The organism is Streptomyces sp. NPDC007157 (assembly GCF_040634235.1).
Taxonomy (GTDB): domain Bacteria; phylum Actinomycetota; class Actinomycetes; order Streptomycetales; family Streptomycetaceae; genus Streptomyces.
In genome coordinates, this window is sequence record NZ_JBEYFE010000021.1 from 174900 (window position 1) to 191586 (window position 16687).

15 protein-coding genes are annotated in these 16687 nt (G+C 69.9%); 12 read left to right on the forward strand and 3 right to left on the reverse strand.

Annotated features, from left to right (window positions below; all coding sequences use genetic code 11):
- Positions 1–16 precede the first annotated feature (16 nt).
- Together ABZ642_RS32550 and ABZ642_RS32555 are read right to left on the reverse strand one after the other, a co-directional pair.
- On the reverse strand, positions 17–1246 hold the full coding sequence (locus tag ABZ642_RS32550; protein ID WP_360490366.1) for a DUF349 domain-containing protein: 1230 nt from the start codon (positions 1244–1246) through the stop codon (positions 17–19).
- Positions 1247–1381: 135 nt separating this feature from the next.
- On the reverse strand, positions 1382–2203 hold the full coding sequence (locus tag ABZ642_RS32555) for a peptidylprolyl isomerase (RefSeq protein ID WP_360490368.1): 822 nt from the start codon (positions 2201–2203) through the stop codon (positions 1382–1384).
- A 178-nt stretch (positions 2204–2381) separates the two neighbouring features.
- Here ABZ642_RS32555 and ABZ642_RS32560 point away from each other — a divergent pair, with 178 nt between their 5' ends.
- The 5 genes from ABZ642_RS32560 (at position 2382) to rpsD (ending at position 7470) form a co-directional block, all read left to right on the forward strand.
- Complete coding sequence (locus tag ABZ642_RS32560) at positions 2382–3089, forward strand: MBL fold metallo-hydrolase (RefSeq protein ID WP_360490370.1); 708 nt, start codon at positions 2382–2384, stop codon at positions 3087–3089.
- A 12-nt stretch (positions 3090–3101) separates the two neighbouring features.
- Entirely contained in the window at positions 3102–4364 is a 1263-nt protein-coding gene (gene hisS, locus ABZ642_RS32565) for a histidine--tRNA ligase (protein ID WP_360490372.1), read from the forward strand.
- Between the two features lie 139 nt (positions 4365–4503).
- The gene (locus tag ABZ642_RS32570; RefSeq protein ID WP_360490374.1) at positions 4504–5154 is read left to right on the forward strand and encodes a vitamin K epoxide reductase family protein; all 651 of its coding nucleotides are present in this window, start codon (positions 4504–4506) and stop codon (positions 5152–5154) included.
- 41 nt (positions 5155–5195) lie between these two features.
- Positions 5196–6551 (forward strand): replication-associated recombination protein A, encoded by a 1356-nt coding sequence (locus tag ABZ642_RS32575; protein WP_360490376.1) that lies wholly within the window; start codon positions 5196–5198, stop codon positions 6549–6551.
- A 304-nt stretch (positions 6552–6855) separates the two neighbouring features.
- A complete protein-coding gene (gene rpsD / locus ABZ642_RS32580) occupies positions 6856–7470 on the forward strand; it encodes a 30S ribosomal protein S4 (protein WP_351320142.1) in 615 nt (204 codons plus the stop codon).
- A gap of 27 nt (positions 7471–7497) precedes the next feature.
- Here the strand turns inward: rpsD and ABZ642_RS32585 are convergent, their stop codons facing one another.
- A complete protein-coding gene (locus ABZ642_RS32585; RefSeq protein ID WP_360490378.1) occupies positions 7498–9663 on the reverse strand; it encodes an AAA family ATPase in 2166 nt (721 codons plus the stop codon).
- A gap of 147 nt (positions 9664–9810) precedes the next feature.
- Between ABZ642_RS32585 and ABZ642_RS32590 the strand changes: the two genes are divergently transcribed.
- From ABZ642_RS32590 to ABZ642_RS32620, 7 genes are all read left to right on the forward strand, one after another.
- Positions 9811–10251, forward strand: a complete 441-nt coding sequence (locus tag ABZ642_RS32590; RefSeq protein WP_360490380.1) for a DUF948 domain-containing protein — start codon at positions 9811–9813, stop codon at positions 10249–10251.
- 11 nt (positions 10252–10262) lie between these two features.
- A complete protein-coding gene (locus ABZ642_RS32595; RefSeq protein ID WP_360490382.1) occupies positions 10263–10610 on the forward strand; it encodes a hypothetical protein in 348 nt (115 codons plus the stop codon).
- On the forward strand, positions 10610–13282 hold the full coding sequence (gene alaS / locus ABZ642_RS32600) for an alanine--tRNA ligase (protein WP_360490384.1): 2673 nt from the start codon (positions 10610–10612) through the stop codon (positions 13280–13282). Before ABZ642_RS32595 ends, alaS begins: the two co-directional genes overlap by 1 nt.
- A gap of 14 nt (positions 13283–13296) precedes the next feature.
- Positions 13297–13761 (forward strand): Holliday junction resolvase RuvX, encoded by a 465-nt coding sequence (gene ruvX / locus ABZ642_RS32605; RefSeq protein ID WP_360490386.1) that lies wholly within the window; start codon positions 13297–13299, stop codon positions 13759–13761.
- A 123-nt stretch (positions 13762–13884) separates the two neighbouring features.
- On the forward strand, positions 13885–15612 hold the full coding sequence (mltG, locus tag ABZ642_RS32610; RefSeq protein ID WP_360490388.1) for an endolytic transglycosylase MltG: 1728 nt from the start codon (positions 13885–13887) through the stop codon (positions 15610–15612).
- The gene (locus ABZ642_RS32615; RefSeq protein ID WP_360490390.1) at positions 15593–16432 is read left to right on the forward strand and encodes a shikimate dehydrogenase; all 840 of its coding nucleotides are present in this window, start codon (positions 15593–15595) and stop codon (positions 16430–16432) included. Before mltG ends, ABZ642_RS32615 begins: the two co-directional genes overlap by 20 nt.
- Before the next feature lie 168 nt (positions 16433–16600).
- Positions 16601–16687, forward strand: an 87-nt coding sequence (locus ABZ642_RS32620) for a chorismate synthase (protein ID WP_158693198.1), incomplete at its 3' end; no start/stop codon positions are given.

Here is a 16687-nt window from a genome sequence, read left to right on the forward strand (position 1 = left end):
AGCGCTCGGAGCGAGCCTAGCCGCCGAACTCCTGCAGGCCCTTCAGAGCCTGGTCCAGGAGCGCCTGGCGGCCCTCCAGCTCACGCTCCAGCTTGTCCGCCCTGGACGTGTTGCCCTGGGCGCGGGCCTGCTCGATCTGCGCCCTCAGCTTGTCAACGGCGGCCTGCAGCTGGCCGGTCAGACCCGCGGCACGCGCGCGCGCCTCCGGGTTGGTCCGGCGCCACTCGGTCTCCTCGGCCTCCTGGATGGCCCGGTCGACCGTGTGCATCCGGCCCTCGACCTTGGGACGCGCGTCGCGCGGCACATGACCGATGGCCTCCCAGCGCTCGTTGATCGAGCGGAAGGCGGACCGCGCCGACTTCAGGTCCGTGATCGGCAGGAGCTTCTCGGCCTCGGCGGCCAGCTCCTCCTTCAGCTTCAGGTTCTCGGTCTGCTCCGCGTCCCGCTCGGCGAAGGCGGACCCACGGGCCGCGAAGAACACGTCCTGGGCGCCGCGGAAGCGGTTCCACAGGTCGTCCTCGTGCTCGCGCTGGGCGCGGCCCGCGGCCTTCCACTCCGTCATCAGCTCGCGGTAGCGCGCGGCCGTCGGACCCCAGTCCGTCGAGTCCGACAGCGACTCGGCCTCCGCGACCAGCTTCTCCTTGGCCTTGCGGGCGTCCTCGCGCTGCGCGTCGAGCTGCGCGAAGTGCGCCTTGCGGCGCTTGGAGAACGCCGACCGGGCGTGCGAGAAACGGTGCCACAGCTCGTCGTCCGACTTGCGGTCAAGGCGCGGCAGCCCCTTCCAGGTGTCCACCAGCGCACGCAGCCGCTCACCGGCCGACCGCCACTGGTCGGACTGGGCCAGCTGCTCCGCCTCGACGACCAGGTCCTCCTTGGCCTTGCGGGCCTCGTCGGACTGCTTGGCACGCTGCGCCCGACGCTCCTCGCGACGCGACTCCACGGTCTTCACCAGCTCGTCGAGCCGGCCCCGCAGTGCCTGCAGATCACCGACCGCGTGGTGCGCCTCCACCTGCTCGCGCAGATGGTCGATGGCGGCCTGGGCGTCCTTCGCGGACAGGTCGGTGGTCCGTACTCGCTTCTCGAGGAGGCCGATCTCGACAACCAGGCCCTCGTACTTGCGCTCGAAGTAGGCCAGCGCCTCGTCAGGGGAGCCGGCCTGCCAGGAACCGACGACCTGCTCGCCGTCGGCCGTACGCACGTACACGGTCCCCGTCTCGTCGACGCGGCCCCACGGGTCGCTGCTCACAGCGCCTCCTCCACATGATGCCCGCGAGGGGCCTCAGCGCCCCCGGGCATCGTCCACAGTTTCGTCACGGCCAACATAGGCGACCGGCGGGTTGCCTGTCCGCATCCCGCGCGACCGAAGTTTCGCAGTCGGACCTCAGGATTTCGTGACCGTCGCCTTGTTGATGACGACCGTCGCGTTCGGGGCTCCGTCACCGCCTCCGGTGCTCTCACCGGCGGCCGCGATTTTCTTGAGGACCTTGAGTCCGGCGGCGTCCACCGTGCCGAACGGGGTGTAGCTCGCCGGCAGCTGGCTGTCCTGGTAGACCAGGAAGAACTGGCTGCCGCCGGTGTGCTTCTGACCGGTGTTGGCCATCGCGATCGTGCCGGCCGGGTAGACCCCGCCCGCCAGGCTTTTGTCCTTCAGGTTCTCGTCCGGAATCGTGTACCCGGGACCGCCGCTGCCGGTGGCCGTCGGGTCGCCGCACTGGAGCACGTAGATGCCGTTGGTGGTGAGCCGGTGGCACTTGGTGTGGTCGAAGTACCCCTTCGCCGCGAGGAAGTCGAACGAGTTCACCGTGTGCGGGGCGGCCGCCGTCTTCAGCGCGATGCCGATGTCACCGCAGGTCGTCGCCAGCTTCATGGTGTAGTTCGCCGACGTGTCGATCGTCATCGCCGGCTCCTTCTTCCAGCTCAGCTTCGCCACCTTGCCGGCGGCGGGCTTCGCACACGGGTCCGGCGCCTTGCTGGCGCTGGGCGCGGCGCTGGGCGTCGTCTGCGAGCTGGCGTTCGCCTTGTCGTCGCCCTTCAGGAAATTGGTCGTGTACAACACGATGCTGCCGATCACGATCACGCCGAGAACGGACGCGATCACGGAGTTGCGCATGCGTGACTTGCGGCGTGCGCTGGTACGCCGCTGCTGCTGCCGCAAGAACTTCTCCCGGGCGAGCTGACGCCGCCGCTGCTCCTGGGTGACCACCGGGTTCTCTCCTCATGCGTGTCGTATGTCGACCGGTACGCGTGCGTCCTGTGCGCTGTGTGAGCCGACCACTGCGTGTAGCCCCGTACCGTATATGGGTTCGCTGAGGAAACGGCAGCGCCGGTAGGCTCTGGACCACAGCTTGTAGCCACCCGAATCGACACAACGAAGGACGATCGTGCTCATTGCCGGGTTCCCCGCCGGGGCCTGGGGGACGAACTGTTATCTCGTCGCCCCCGCCGCCGGTGCGGAGTGCGTGATCATCGACCCGGGCCACCAGGCCGCCGAAGGCGTCGAGGAAGCACTGAAGAAGCATCGGCTCAAGCCCGTCGCCGTCGTCCTCACCCACGGCCACATCGATCACGTGGCCTCGGTCGTCCCCGTGTGCGGCGCGCACGACGTGCCGGCCTGGATCCACCCCGAGGACCGGTACATGATGAGCGACCCCGAGAAGGCGCTCGGCCGGTCCATCGGCATGCCGCTGATGGGCGAGCTGACGGTCGGGGAGCCGGACGACGTGTTCGAACTGACCGACGGCGCGAAGCTGGAGCTGGCCGGACTCGAACTCTCCGTCGCGCACGCACCGGGCCATACCAGGGGGTCGGTGACCTTCCAGATGCCGGAGACGGACGACATCCCCTCGGTCTTCTTCTCGGGCGATCTGCTCTTCGCCGGCTCCATCGGACGCACGGACATGCCGGGCGGCTCCATGGACGACATGCTGGCCTCGCTGGCCCGTGTCTGCCTGCCGCTCGACGACTCCACCGTGGTGCTGTCCGGCCACGGCCCCCAGACGACCATCGGCCAGGAGCGCGCCACCAACGCCTACTTGCGGCAGGTGGCGGCCGGCCTCGGGAGCGCGGACGCTCCCCGACGAGGAATGTGACGAGAGAGCTTCGTGAGTACCTTCCAGGCCCCCAAGGGCACCTACGACCTGATCCCGCCGGAGAGCGCCAAGTACCTGGCGGTCCGTGAGGCGATCGCCGCGCCGCTGCGCGACTCCGGCTACGGCTACATCGAGACCCCCGGCTTCGAGAACGTGGAGCTGTTCGCGCGCGGGGTGGGCGAGTCGACCGACATCGTCACCAAGGAGATGTACGCGTTCGAGACGAAGGGCGGCGACAGGCTGGCCCTGCGCCCCGAGGGCACCGCGTCCGTCCTGCGCGCCGCACTCGAGGCGAACCTGCACAAGGTCGGCAACCTCCCCGTCAAGCTCTGGTACTCCGGCTCGTACTACCGCTACGAGCGTCCGCAGAAGGGCCGTTACCGTCACTTCTCGCAGGTCGGTGCCGAGGCGATCGGCGCGGAGGACCCGGCGCTCGACGCCGAGCTGATCATCCTGGCCGACCAGGCGTACCGCTCGCTGGGTCTGCGGAACTTCCGCATCCTGCTGAACAGCCTGGGCGACAAGGAGTGCCGCCCGGTGTATCGCGCGGCCCTTCAGGACTTCCTGCGCGGCCTGGACCTGGACGAGGACACCCTCCGCCGAGCGGAGATCAACCCGCTCCGAGTCCTGGACGACAAGCGGGAGTCGGTCCAGAAGCAGTTGGGTGATGCCCCGCTGCTCCGTGACTACCTGTGCGACGCCTGCAAGGCGTACCACGAGGAGGTCCGCGAACTGATCACGGCCGCGGGCGTTGCCTTCGAGGACGACCCGAAGCTGGTCCGGGGCCTGGACTACTACACCCGTACGACCTTCGAGTTCGTCCACGACGGTCTGGGATCCCAGTCCGCGGTGGGCGGCGGCGGTCGCTACGACGGCCTGTCCGAGATGATCGGCGGTCCCGCGCTGCCGTCGGTGGGCTGGGCGCTCGGCGTCGACCGCACGGTCCTCGCCCTGGAGGCCGAGGGCGTGGAGCTGAACCTGCCCTCCGCCACCAGCGTCTTCGCGGTCCCGCTCGGCGAGGAGGCCCGCCGGGTCCTGTTCGCCAAGGTCACGGAGCTCCGCCGGGCGGGCGTCGCGGCGGACTTCTCCTACGGGGCCAAGGGCCTCAAGGGCGCGATGAAGAACGCCAACCGCAGCGGGGCCCGCTACACGATCGTGGCCGGCGAGCGCGACCTCGCCGAGGGCGTCGTCCAGCTGAAGGACATGGAGTCCGGCGAGCAGACGCCGATCGGTGTGAACGAGATCGTGGCGGAACTGGAGTCGAGGCTGGGCTGAGCCCGGCGGAGTGAGGGGGCGCGAGTCCCCTCACTTCCGTGCCTCCTTATGTCCACCGAACGGTGGAGAGGGCGCCTCGTGCGGCACAATGGCCCCTGCCCGAAGAAGTTCCAACTCTCAAACAGACGGAATCGGCGTGATGAGCAAGACGACAGTCAACGACGTCTCCACCGAGCCCGAGCCCGCCTCCGCAGCACCGCGTACCGAGGGCGGCAGCATCGCCTTCGGCCTGCTGCTGATCATCACCGGCGCCGCCGGACTGCTGGCCGCCTGGGTCATCACGATCGACAAGTTCAAGCTGCTGGAAGCCAAGGTCGAGGGCAAGACGTTCACCCCCGGGTGCAGCCTCAACCCGGTGGTCTCCTGCGGCAGCGTCATGGAGTCCAAGCAGGCCGCCGCCTTCGGCTTCCCGAACCCGATGCTCGGCCTGGTCTGCTACGGCATCGTCATCTGCGTCGGCATGAGCCTGCTGGCCCGCGCCCGCTTCCCGCGCTGGTACTGGCTGACCTTCAACTTCGGCACCCTCTTCGGCGTCGGGTTCTGCACCTGGCTGCAGTTCCAGTCCCTGTACCGGATCAACGCGCTGTGCCTGTGGTGCTCGCTGGCCTGGGTCGCCACGATCATCATGTTCTGGTACGTGACCTCCTTCAACATCCGCAAGAGCTTCCTGCCGGCCCCGAACTGGCTGAAGTCGTTCTTCGGCGAGTTCACCTGGGTGCTGCCGGTCCTGCACATCGGCATCATCGGCATGCTGATCCTGACCCGCTGGTGGGACTTCTGGACCAGCTGACAGCGCGCCGCGTTGTCAGTGCCGTGATTTAGGGTTTCAGCGTGGAACCCGACCTGTTCACCGCAGCCGCAGAAGAACGCCAGGAGAAGGACCCGACCGGCAGCCCCCTGGCGGTACGGATGCGCCCGCGCACCCTCGACGAGGTGGTGGGCCAGCAGCATCTGCTGAAGCCGGGATCCCCGCTGCGCAGACTGGTCGGCGAGGGTTCCGGCGGCCCGGCCGGCCCCTCCTCGGTGATCCTCTGGGGCCCGCCCGGCACCGGCAAGACGACCCTCGCGTACGTCGTCTCCAAGGCGACCAACAAGCGGTTCGTGGAGCTCTCCGCGATCACCGCCGGCGTCAAGGAGGTCCGCGCGGTCATCGACGGCGCCCGCCGCGCCACCGGGGGATACGGCAAGGAGACCGTCCTCTTCCTCGACGAGATCCACCGCTTCAGCAAGGCCCAGCAGGACTCCCTGCTCCCGGCCGTCGAGAACCGCTGGGTCACCCTGATCGCCGCGACGACCGAGAACCCGTACTTCTCGGTGATCTCCCCGCTGCTCTCCCGCTCCCTGCTGCTCACCCTCGAACCGCTCACCGACGACGACGTCCGCGGGCTGCTCAGAAGGGCCCTGACCGACGACCGCGGCCTGAAGGACTCCGTCACCCTCCCCGAGGACACCGAGGAGCACCTGCTGCGGATCGCCGGCGGTGACGCCCGCCGCGCCCTGACCGCCCTGGAGGCCGCCGCCGGAGCCGCCCTCGACAAGGGCGAGTCGGAGATCGGCCTGGGGACCCTGGAGGAGGTCGTCGACCGGGCCGCGGTGAAGTACGACCGGGACGGCGACCAGCACTACGACGTCGCCAGCGCCCTCATCAAGTCCATCCGGGGCTCCGACGTCGACGCGGCCCTGCACTACCTGGCCCGGATGATCGAGGCCGGCGAGGACCCCCGCTTCATCGCCCGGCGCCTGATGATCTCCGCCAGCGAGGACATCGGGCTCGCCGACCCCAACGCGCTGCCCATAGCGGTGGCAGCCGCCCAGGCCGTCGCCATGATCGGTTTCCCCGAGGCCGCCCTCACCCTCAGCCACGCCACCATCGCCCTCGCCCTGGCCCCCAAGTCCAACTCCGCGACGACGGCGATCGGCGCCGCCCTGGAGGACGTACGCAAGGGACTGGCCGGACAGGTGCCCCCGCATCTGCGCGACGGTCACTACAAGGGCGCCGCCAAGCTGGGGCACGCACAGGGGTACGTCTATCCGCACGACCTGCCCGAGGGCATCGCCGAGCAGCAGTACGCCCCGGACCCGATCAAGGACCGCGAGTACTACACGCCGACCCGGCACGGCTCCGAGGCCCGCTACGCGGACGCGGTCGAGTGGACCAGGAAGCACCTCGGTCGCAGGCGGTCCTGAGCAGCCTGTAGAATCCCTCGCAGCGCTGAGTCCCGCGCTGTCAGAGCGGGACAGTCGGCCGGAGCCTCCGCAAGGAGGTTCCAGGAGCGTCGCGCACCGTCGAACGGTGTCGCGGGCAGCCCACCACCACTCGCCGCACGGCGGGACCGGCCGGTGGGCCACTCGCGTGCTGCACGTATGTGCCCAGACCAGGGGAGCGGCTGCCCACCAGGCCCGGCAACGGGTTCCGGAGGGTTTCCCCGGCTGCGGATTGCGACCTCCCTTAACCCTGACGAGCCGGATATCAGAAGGAAGAAAGAGACAAGTGGCGAACCAGTCCCGCCCCAAGGTCAAGAAGTCGCGTGCCCTCGGCATCGCGCTGACCCCGAAGGCCGTCAAGTACTTCGAGGCCCGTCCCTACCCGCCGGGTGAGCACGGCCGCGGCCGCAAGCAGAACTCGGACTACAAGGTCCGTCTGCTCGAGAAGCAGCGTCTGCGCGCGCAGTACGACGTGTCCGAGCGCCAGCTCGTCCGCGCCTACGAGCGTGCCTCCAAGGTGCAGGGCAAGACCGGTGAGGCCCTGATCATCGAGCTGGAGCGTCGTCTCGACGCGCTGGTCCTGCGTTCGGGCATCGCCCGCACGATCTACCAGGCCCGCCAGATGGTCGTCCACGGCCACATCCAGGTCAACGGTCAGAAGGTCGACAAGCCGTCCTACCGCGTGCGTCCGGACGACGTCGTCCAGGTCCGCGACCGCTCGAAGGACAAGACGCTCTTCCAGATCGCCCGTGAGGGTGGCTTCGCCCCCGACGGCGAGATCCCGCGCTACCTGCAGGTGAACCTCAAGGCCCTGGCGTTCCGCCTGGACCGCGAGCCGAACCGCAAGGAAGTTCCGATCATCTGTGACGAGCAGCTCGTCGTCGAGTACTACGCCCGCTGATCCCAGCCCCGGCGCAGCACTCCAGCGTCAGCCCGCCGTCTCCCCGCCCTTCCGGGTGGGCGAGGCGGCGGGCTTCCGCGTACCGGCACCGTTTTCCCGCTGCCGTACCGGCCCGCGCGGCGACGGCAGCGCGTCCAGCGGCCGTACTCCGAAGTACTCCAGCGCCCGGGCCACCGCCGCCTCCCGGTCCAGCCGGGCCCCCTGCCGTACGCACTCCGCGTACCGCTCCTCGCCCAGCGCGCGCCGGGCCGTCGCCTCGCACAGCTCGTGCGGGGCGTTGTAGTAGGCCGAGCCGAACAGCGGCAGCCCCACCGACGGCCACATCCGCCCCGCCGCGCCCTGCAGCACCGCCGCCTCCGCGGGATCGCCCTCGGCCACCGTCACCAGCGCCAGCAGTTCGATCGACAGCACCGAACCCAGCAGATCGTGGAAGCCGTGCGCATGGCCGAGGCAGTCGGTCAGCAGTTCGCGGGCGCCCGCGTGGTCGCCGTCCCGCCAGGCCGCGTACGCCAGCACATACAGCGCGTACGACCGGGCCCAGTGCTCGCCGTGGTCCTCGCACACCCGGCGCACGTCCTCGCACAGCCGTACCGCCTCCGGCAGATCGCCGAGGAACGCCCGAGTCATCGCCAGCTCGACCTGGCCCATCAGGACGTTGCTGTTGAGCTCGCCGATGTCCCGGTAGCGGCCGAGCGCCGAGCACAGCAGCGTTTCCGCGCGGGCCATGTCATCGGTGACCAGGGCCAGACAGCCGGTGCGGTGCTCCGCGTACGCCACCGCCGTCGGGTCGGCGACCAGCTCGGCCTCCTCGCGGCACTCCTGGAGCGCGGCCAGCGCGGGCACCGCGTCGCCCTGCAGGATCGTCACGTAGCCGAGCACCCACAGCGCCTTCAGCCGGGACCGCGGGTACTCCGAGTCCAGCTCCAGACTGAGCTCCAGCCAGCGCCGCCCCTCCGCGAGCCGCCCGCAGCCCGCCCAGTAGAACCACAGCGAGCCCGCCAGATACTGGCCCAGATGCGCCTCGTCCGGCTCGGTCAGACAGTGGTCCAGGGCGGCCCGCAGGTTCGGCAGCTCGGCCTCGACGCGCGCGGCCGCCTCGCCCTGCCGCGGCGAGAACCAGTCCAGCTCGCACCAGGTCGCCAGCCCCATGAACCAGTCGCGGTGCCGGCGCCGCAGCCGCCCCGCGTCCCCCGTCGCCGCCAGCCAGTCGGCGCCGTACGCCCGTACGGTGTCGAGCATCCGGTAGCGCACACCCGTCGGGGTCTCCTCCCGGGACACCACCGACTGCGCGAGCAGCTCCGCCAGCACGTCCAGGACGTTCTCGGACGACAGCCCGTCCCCGCCGCACACGTACTCGGCGGCCTCCAGGTCGAAGGTCCCCGCGAACACCGACAGCCGCGCCCACAGCAACCGCTCGGCGGGGGTGCACAGTTCATGGCTCCAGCCGATCGCCGTGCGCAGCGTCTGATGGCGGGGCAGGCCGTCGCGCCCGCCGCCGGTCAGCAGCCGGAACCGGTCGTCGAGCCGCTCCAGGAGCTGCCCCGGCGACAACACCCGCAGCCGGCCCGCCGCCAGCTCGATCGCCAGCGGGATCCCGTCAAGACGCCGGCACACCTCCCGTACCTCCGCACGGTCCCGGACGTCCAGCCCCTGCCGCCCGGCGCGCTCGACGAACAGCTCCACCGCCTCGTCCTCGCCGAGCGGCGCCAGCGGGAACAGCCGCTCGCCCGCCACGCCCAGCGGCCGCCGCCCCGCCGCCAGCACGGTCAGGTCGGGCAGCCGCCGCAGCAGCTCGGCCACCAGGTCCGCGCACCCGTCGACCAGGTGCTCGCACCCGTCGAGCAGCAGCAGGCAACGTCGGCCGGCCAGGTGCTCCAGGAGCGCCTCGCGCGGCAGCCGGGTGGTGTGGTCGGTCAGGCCCAGCGCCTCCACGACCGCGTACTCCACGAACTCCGGATCGCGCACCGCGGCCAGCTCCACCCGCCACACCCCGTCCCGGGGCGCCGCCGCGGCGGCCGCCCGGGCCGCCAACCGGGACTTGCCGACCCCGCCGACCCCGGTCACCGTCACCAGCCGGCCGGACTCCAGGGCCCGGGCCAGCTCGCCGAGTTCGGCCGAGCGGCCCACGAACGCGGTCAGTTCCAGGGGAAGATTGCCGTCCGCCGACGGGCCGGGGCGCTGAGGACCTCGCATGGGACACGGAGCGTACTTAACCGTATTCGGTCCGTACAATCGATTCCCGGAACTCAGCCGCTCGCGCGCGGTAATCCGGTACGGAGCCCGACGCCCCGCGCGATAGGCTCAGTGCTCAATTGATTTTCGCGGAAGAGCGGGAAGCAGGTGCGCGCAGTGTCCGGTGGAGAGGTGGCCGGCATCCTGGTGGCCGTCTTCTGGGCGATCCTGGTCTCCTTCCTCGCGGTGGCTCTCGTGAGGCTGGCCCAGACGCTCAGGGCGACCACCAAACTCGTGGCGGATGTGACCGACCAGGCCGTCCCGCTGCTCGCCGACGCCTCCGCGGCCGTACGCTCCGCGCAGACCCAGATCGACCGGGTCGACGCGATCGCCTCCGACGTCCAGGAGGTCACCTCCAACGCCTCCGCGCTGTCGACCACCGTCGCCTCCACCTTCGGCGGCCCGCTGGTCAAGGTCGCGGCGTTCGGCTACGGCGTGCGCCGGGCACTGACCGGCCGCAAGGCGGACGTGCCCGCCCGGGAGCCCGGGCGTACCGTGATCCTGGGCCGCACCGTGCCCGCCGCACGGCGGAAGAACCGGGGAAAGTAGGAGCCAGGCAGATGTTCCGCCGTACGTTCTGGTTCACCACCGGTGTCGCCGCCGGTGTCTGGGCCACCACCAAGGTCAACCGCAAGCTCAGGCAGCTGACCCCGGAGAGCCTCGCCGCCACCGCCGCGAACAAGGCGCTGGAGACCGGCCACCGGATCAAGGACCGGGCGATCGGCTTCGCGCTCGACGTCCGCGAGAACATGGCTCAGCGGGAGGCGGAGCTGGGGGACGCGCTGGGCATCAACGCGGACCCCGAACTCCCCGCGCCCCGGCGGCTCGCCGCCATCGAGAACAACCGCAGCAACCCCAAGTACATCGAGAACACGACGTACTCGTACGACCGGAATGAGGACCACTGATGGAGTCGGCAGAGATCCGCCGCCGCTGGCTGAGCTTCTACGAGGAGCGCGGTCACACCGTCGTCCCTTCGGCGTCGCTCATCGCGGACGACCCGACTCTGCTCCTCGTCCCGGCCGGCATGGTGCCCTTCAAGCCCTACTTCCTCGGTGAGGTCAAGCCGCCGTGGGCGCGCGCCACCAGCGTGCAGAAGTGCGTGCGCACCCCCGACATCGAAGAGGTCGGCAAGACCACCCGGCACGGCACCTTCTTCCAGATGTGCGGCAACTTCTCCTTCGGCGACTACTTCAAGGAAGGCGCCATCAAGTACGCCTGGGAGCTGCTCACCACGCCCCAGGACAAGGGTGGTTACGGCCTGGAGCCGGAGAAGCTCTGGATCACCGTCTACAAGGACGACGACGAGGCCGAGCGCATCTGGCACGAGGTCGTCGGCGTGCCGAAGGAGCGCATCCAGCGCCTCGGCATGAAGGACAACTACTGGTCCATGGGCGTCCCCGGACCCTGCGGCCCCTGCTCCGAGATCAACTACGACCGTGGCCCCGAGTTCGGCGTCGAGGGCGGCCCGGCCGTCAACGACGAGCGGTACGTGGAGATCTGGAACCTCGTCTTCATGCAGTACGAGCGCGGCGAGGGCATCGGCAAGGACAACTTCGAGATCCTCGGCGAGCTGCCGAGCAAGAACATCGACACGGGCCTCGGCCTGGAGCGCCTCGCCATGATTCTGCAGGGTGTGCAGAACATGTACGAGATCGACACCTCGATGGCGGTCATCGAGAAGGCCACCGAGCTGACCGGCGTGGCCTACGGCGACGCCCACGGCTCGGACGTCTCGCTGCGCGTGGTCACCGACCACATGCGCACGTCGGTCATGCTCATCGGCGACGGCGTCACCCCCGGCAACGAGGGCCGCGGCTACGTGCTGCGCCGCATCATGCGCCGCGCCATCCGCAACATGCGGCTGCTCGGCGCCACCGGCCCGGTCGTCCTCGACCTGATCGACACCGTGATCAGGATGATGGGGCAGCAGTACCCGGAGCTGGTCACCGACCGCGAGCGCATCGAGAAGGTCGCCGTCGCCGAGGAGAACGCCTTCCTCAAGACGCTGAAGGCCGGCACCAACATCCTCGACACCGCCGTCACCGAGACCAAGGATGCCGGCGGCACGGTCCTCGCCGGTGACAAGGCCTTCCTGCTCCACGACACCTGGGGCTTCCCGATCGACCTCACCCTCGAAATGGCCGCCGAGCAGGGCCTCGCGGTGGACGAGGACGGCTTCCGCCGCCTGATGAAGGAGCAGCGGGACCGCGCCAAGGCCGACGCCCAGGCCAAGAAGACCGGGCACGCCGGCGCCGGCGCCTACCGCGAGATCGCCGACAAGACCGGCGAGACCGACTTCATCGGCTACTCCGACACCGAGGGCGAGACCACGATCGTCGGCATCCTGGTCGACGGCGTCTCCTCGCCGGCCGCCACCGAGGGCGACGAGGTCGAGATCGTCCTGGACCGCACCCCGTTCTACGCCGAGGGCGGCGGTCAGATCGGCGACACCGGCCGGATCAAGGTCGACTCCGGTGCCGTCGTCGAGATCCGCGACACCCAGAAGCCGGTCCCGGGCGTCTACGTCCACAAGGGTGTCGTCCAGTTCGGCGAGGTGACGGTCGGCGCCAAGGCCCACGCCGCGATCGACCAGCGCCGCCGCACCGCCATCGCCCGTGCCCACTCGGCCACCCACCTCACCCACCAGGCGCTGCGCGACGCCCTCGGCCCGACGGCCGCCCAGGCCGGTTCGGAGAACCAGCCCGGCCGCTTCCGCTTCGACTTCGGCTCGCCGTCCGCCGTCCCGACGGCCGTGATGACCGACGTCGAGCAGAAGATCAACGAGGTGCTCGCCCGCGACCTGGACGTGCGCGCCGACATCATGGGCATCGACGAGGCCAAGAAGCAGGGCGCCATCGCCGAGTTCGGCGAGAAGTACGGCGAGCGGGTCCGCGTGGTGACCATCGGCGACTTCTCCAAGGAGCTGTGCGGCGGCACCCACGTGCACAACACCGCCCAGCTGGGCCTGGTGAAGCTGCTCGGCGAGTCGTCGATCGGCTCTGGTGTCCGCCGTATCGAGGCCCTCGTCGGCGTCGACGCCTACAACTTCCTGGCCCGTGAGCACACGGTCGTCGCCCAGCTCCAGGAGCTGATCAAGGGCCGTCCGGAGGAGCTTCCGGAGAAGGTCTCCACCATGCTCGGCAAGTTGAAGGACGCCGAGAAGGAGATCGAGAAGTTCCGCGCCGAGAAGGTGCTGCAGGCCGCCGGCGGTCTGGTCGACTCCGCGAAGGACGTCCGTGGGATCGCCGTGGTGACCGGGCAGGTCCCGGACGGCACCACCCCGGACGACCTGCGCAAGCTCGTCCTCGACGTGCGCGGCCGCATCCAGGGCGGGCGCGCCGCCGTGGTCGCCCTGTTCACGGTCAGCAACGGCAAGCCGCTCACGGTCATCGCCACCAACGACGCCGCCCGCGACCGCGGCCTCAAGGCCGGTGACCTGGTCCGCACCGCCGCCAAGACGCTCGGCGGCGGTGGCGGCGGCAAGCCGGACGTCGCCCAGGGCGGCGGCCAGAACCCGGCCGCCGTGGGCGAGGCCATCGACGCCGTCGAGCGTCTCGTGGCCGAGACCGCCAAGTAAGAAACGGTAAGAAGATGCGCAGAGGGCGTCGGCTCGCCGTCGACGTCGGGGACGCCCGGATCGGGGTCGCCTCGTGCGACCCCGACGGGATCCTGGCCACCCCCGTCGAGACCGTCCCCGGCCGGGACATCCCGGCCGCCCACCGCCGGCTGCGGCAACTGGTCGAGGAGTACGAACCGATCGAGGTCGTCGTCGGACTCCCGCGCTCCCTCAAGGGAGGCGAGGGCCCGGCCGCCGTCAAGGTCCGGGCCTTCGCCCAGGAGCTGGCCAAGGGCATCGGACCGGTGCCGGTCCGGCTGGTCGACGAGCGGATGACGACCGTGACGGCCAGTCAGGGACTGCGAGCCTCAGGGGTGAAGTCCAAGAAGGGCCGCTCGGTCATCGACCAGGCCGCCGCTGTGATCATCCTCCAGCAGGCGCTGGAATCCGAACGGGTGTCAGGTAAACCACCCGGCGAGGGCGTCGAAGTAGTCATCTGATCGCGATACGGTAACGTTCCGCGCGATGCGATGGTTTTCGAACAGCCACCGCACAGCAAGAGGCGGAACGGTCGACCGGCCCACCAGCCGCGTGACTCGCCGCCTCGCGGCTCTAGGGGATCGATGACTGAGTATGGCCGGGGCCCAGGCTCCGAACCGTGGCATCCGGAGGACCCGTTGTACGGGGACGACGGATGGGGAGGACAGCAGGCCCACGTGGGTCAGCAGTCCCCCTACGGCGGCCAGCCGCAGCACTACCCGCAGCAGTCGCAGCAGCAGTACGGCGACTGGAGCCAGCACCCCCAGGGCGGGTACGACCAGCACCACGGCCAACAGCAGTACGCGTACTACGACGAGCAGGGCCAGCTTCGGTACGCCGACGGACAGGGTCAGCAGCAGTACGACCAGCAGTACGACCAGCAGTACGTCGGCCATGCGCAGCAGCAGTACCACCAGGGTGGCTGGGATGCGACGGGCACCCACGGCCAGGTGCCCTACGCCGCCGACCCGGGCGACCCCTACGGCCAGCAGCCGGTGGCGTACGGCGGGGAGCAGCCCGACTTCTACGGCACCGAGGACGCCTACCCGCCGCCGGAGCCGCCCGGCCGGCGGCGCGATCCGGAGGCGGAGCCGCAGCCGGAGCCCGGAGTCGAGGAGGAGCAGCACCCCTTCTTCACGGGCGCCGACGACGATGACGACGAGGATGACGACGACCCGAAAGGGCGCCGCGGTGGTGGCCGCGGCAAGGAGGCGAAGGGCGGCAAGGGCGCCAAGAAGCGCCGCAACGGGTGCGCCTGTCTGGTGGTCTGCCTGGTCTTCGGCGGCGGTGCGGCCACGGTCGGCTATTACGGCTGGCACTTCTACCAAAATCGTTTCGGCCCGGCCCCGGACTACGCGGGCAGCGGCAACGGTTCGGTGACCGTCGAGATCCCGAAGGGCGCGGGCGGATACGAGATCGGCCGTCGGCTGGAGGAAGCCGGCGTCGTCAAGAGCGTGGACGCGTTCGTGGCCGCCCAGTCGCAGAACCCCGACGGAAAAACGATTCAGGCCGGTGCCTATCTCCTGAAGAAGGAGATGTCCGGGGCGAGCGCCGTGCAGTTGATGCTGGATCCGAAGAGCCAGAGCAACGTGATCGTCAAGCCGGGTGAGCGCGCTGTGGCCGTCTACGTGGCTCTCGACAAACAGCTCGGCCTTTCCTCGGGTACCACCAGGAAGGTCGCCAAGACCGAATACAAGAGCCTCGGTCTGCCGAGCTACGCGAACACCAACAGCAAGATCATGGACCCACTGGAGGGCTTCCTCTTCCCGGGCACCTATCCAGCGGCGAAGGGCATGAAGCCCGACGCGATCCTGAAGCAGATGGTTGCCGCGGCCAAGGAGGAATACGCCCCCTACGACCTCGCGGCACAGGCCAAGAAGTACGACCTGGACAATCCGCTGCAGCTCATCACGGTCGCGAGCCTCGTCCAGGCCGAAGGAAAGACACACGACGACTTCCGCAAGATGGCGGAAGTGATCTACAACCGTCTCCAGCCCACGAACACCGAGACGAACCAGTTGCTCCAATTCGACTCGACCTTCAACTACCTGAAGGGCACGAGCAACATCCATATCAGCGAGTCGGAGATCAACAGCAACCGGGACCCGTACAACACCTACACCCAGAAGGGCCTTCCGCCCGGCCCGATCGGCAACCCCGGCGACGAAGCGCTGAAGGCGGCGATGAATCCGACCGACGACGGCTGGATGTATTTCGTGGCGACCGACGGCGTCAACAACACCGAATTCGCCAAGACCAACGCCGAATTCGAGAAGCTCAAGGAAAAGTTCAATGCCAACTCGGGCCACTGACGCCCGTCGGGCCGCCGTGCTCGGTAAGCCCATCGCTCACTCGCTCTCCCCGGTGCTGCACCGGGCCGCGTACGACGAACTCGGGCTCACCGGGTGGTCGTACGAGCGCTTCGAGGTCGACGAGACCCGGCTGCCCGGCTTTCTCGGGCAGCTGGGGCCGGAGTGGGCGGGGCTGTCGCTGACCATGCCGCTGAAGCGGGCGGTCATCCCGCTGGTCGACGAGATCAGTGAGACGGCCGCCTCGGTCGACGCGGTCAACACGGTCGTCTTCACGGAGGACGGCCGACGGTTCGGGGACAACACCGACATCCCGGGCATGGTCGCCGCGTTGCGTGAGCACGGCATCGAACAGGTCGACTCCGCCGCGATCCTCGGCGCCGGCGCCACCGCCTCCTCGGCGCTGGCCGCGCTCGCCCGGATCTGCACCGGCGAGGTCGTCGCCTACGTCCGCAGCGAGGAGCGCTCCGCCGAGATGCGGCACTGGGGCGAGCGGCTCGACGTCGAGGTTCGGACCGCCGACTGGGGCGACGCCGAACAGGCCCTGCACGCCCCCCTGGTGATCGCCACCACCCCGGCCGGCACCACCGACGCCCTCGCCGCCGCCGTACCCGAGCGCCCCACCACCCTCTTCGACGTCCTCTACCACCCCTGGCCCACGGCGCTGGCCGCGCGCTGGTCCATGTTCGGGGGAGCCGTGGTGAGCGGCCTGGACCTCTTGGTCCACCAGGCCGTGCTCCAGGTCGAACAGATGACCGGCCGCGCCCCGGCGCCGCTGGACGCCATGCGCCGGGCCGGAGAGAAGGCGCTCGCCGAGCGCTGACCCGGTCCACGTCCGCGTCCGTCTGCTGGACCGGCGGCCGGGTTCACCACCCGGACGTGGGAGGATCGGAGACGGCGGACCGGGGCCGCGCACCCGGTCGGGCCGTCGCCGTACGCGAGGACGCGCGTACGCAGGGCAGTACCAGGGCGCGAGCACTGAGGAGCATCGTTGAGCAGGCTGCGTTGGCTGACCGCGGGGGAGTCCCACGGCCCCGCACTCGTCGCGACGCTGGAGGGCCTTCCCGCCGGCGTGCCG

Coding starts and splice junctions, on each gene's coding strand:
- ABZ642_RS32570 (WP_360490374.1), top strand. CDS start 4,504: ATGAGCAAGACGACAGTCAACGACGTCTCCACCGAGCCCGAGCCCGCC.
- mltG (WP_360490388.1), top strand. CDS start 13,885: ATGACTGAGTATGGCCGGGGCCCAGGCTCCGAACCGTGGCATCCGGAG.
- ABZ642_RS32615 (WP_360490390.1), top strand. CDS start 15,593: ATGCCAACTCGGGCCACTGACGCCCGTCGGGCCGCCGTGCTCGGTAAG.
- alaS (WP_360490384.1), top strand. CDS start 10,610: ATGGAGTCGGCAGAGATCCGCCGCCGCTGGCTGAGCTTCTACGAGGAG.
- ABZ642_RS32585 (WP_360490378.1), bottom strand. CDS start 9,663: ATGCGAGGTCCTCAGCGCCCCGGCCCGTCGGCGGACGGCAATCTTCCC.
- ABZ642_RS32595 (WP_360490382.1), top strand. CDS start 10,263: ATGTTCCGCCGTACGTTCTGGTTCACCACCGGTGTCGCCGCCGGTGTC.
- ruvX (WP_360490386.1), top strand. CDS start 13,297: ATGCGCAGAGGGCGTCGGCTCGCCGTCGACGTCGGGGACGCCCGGATC.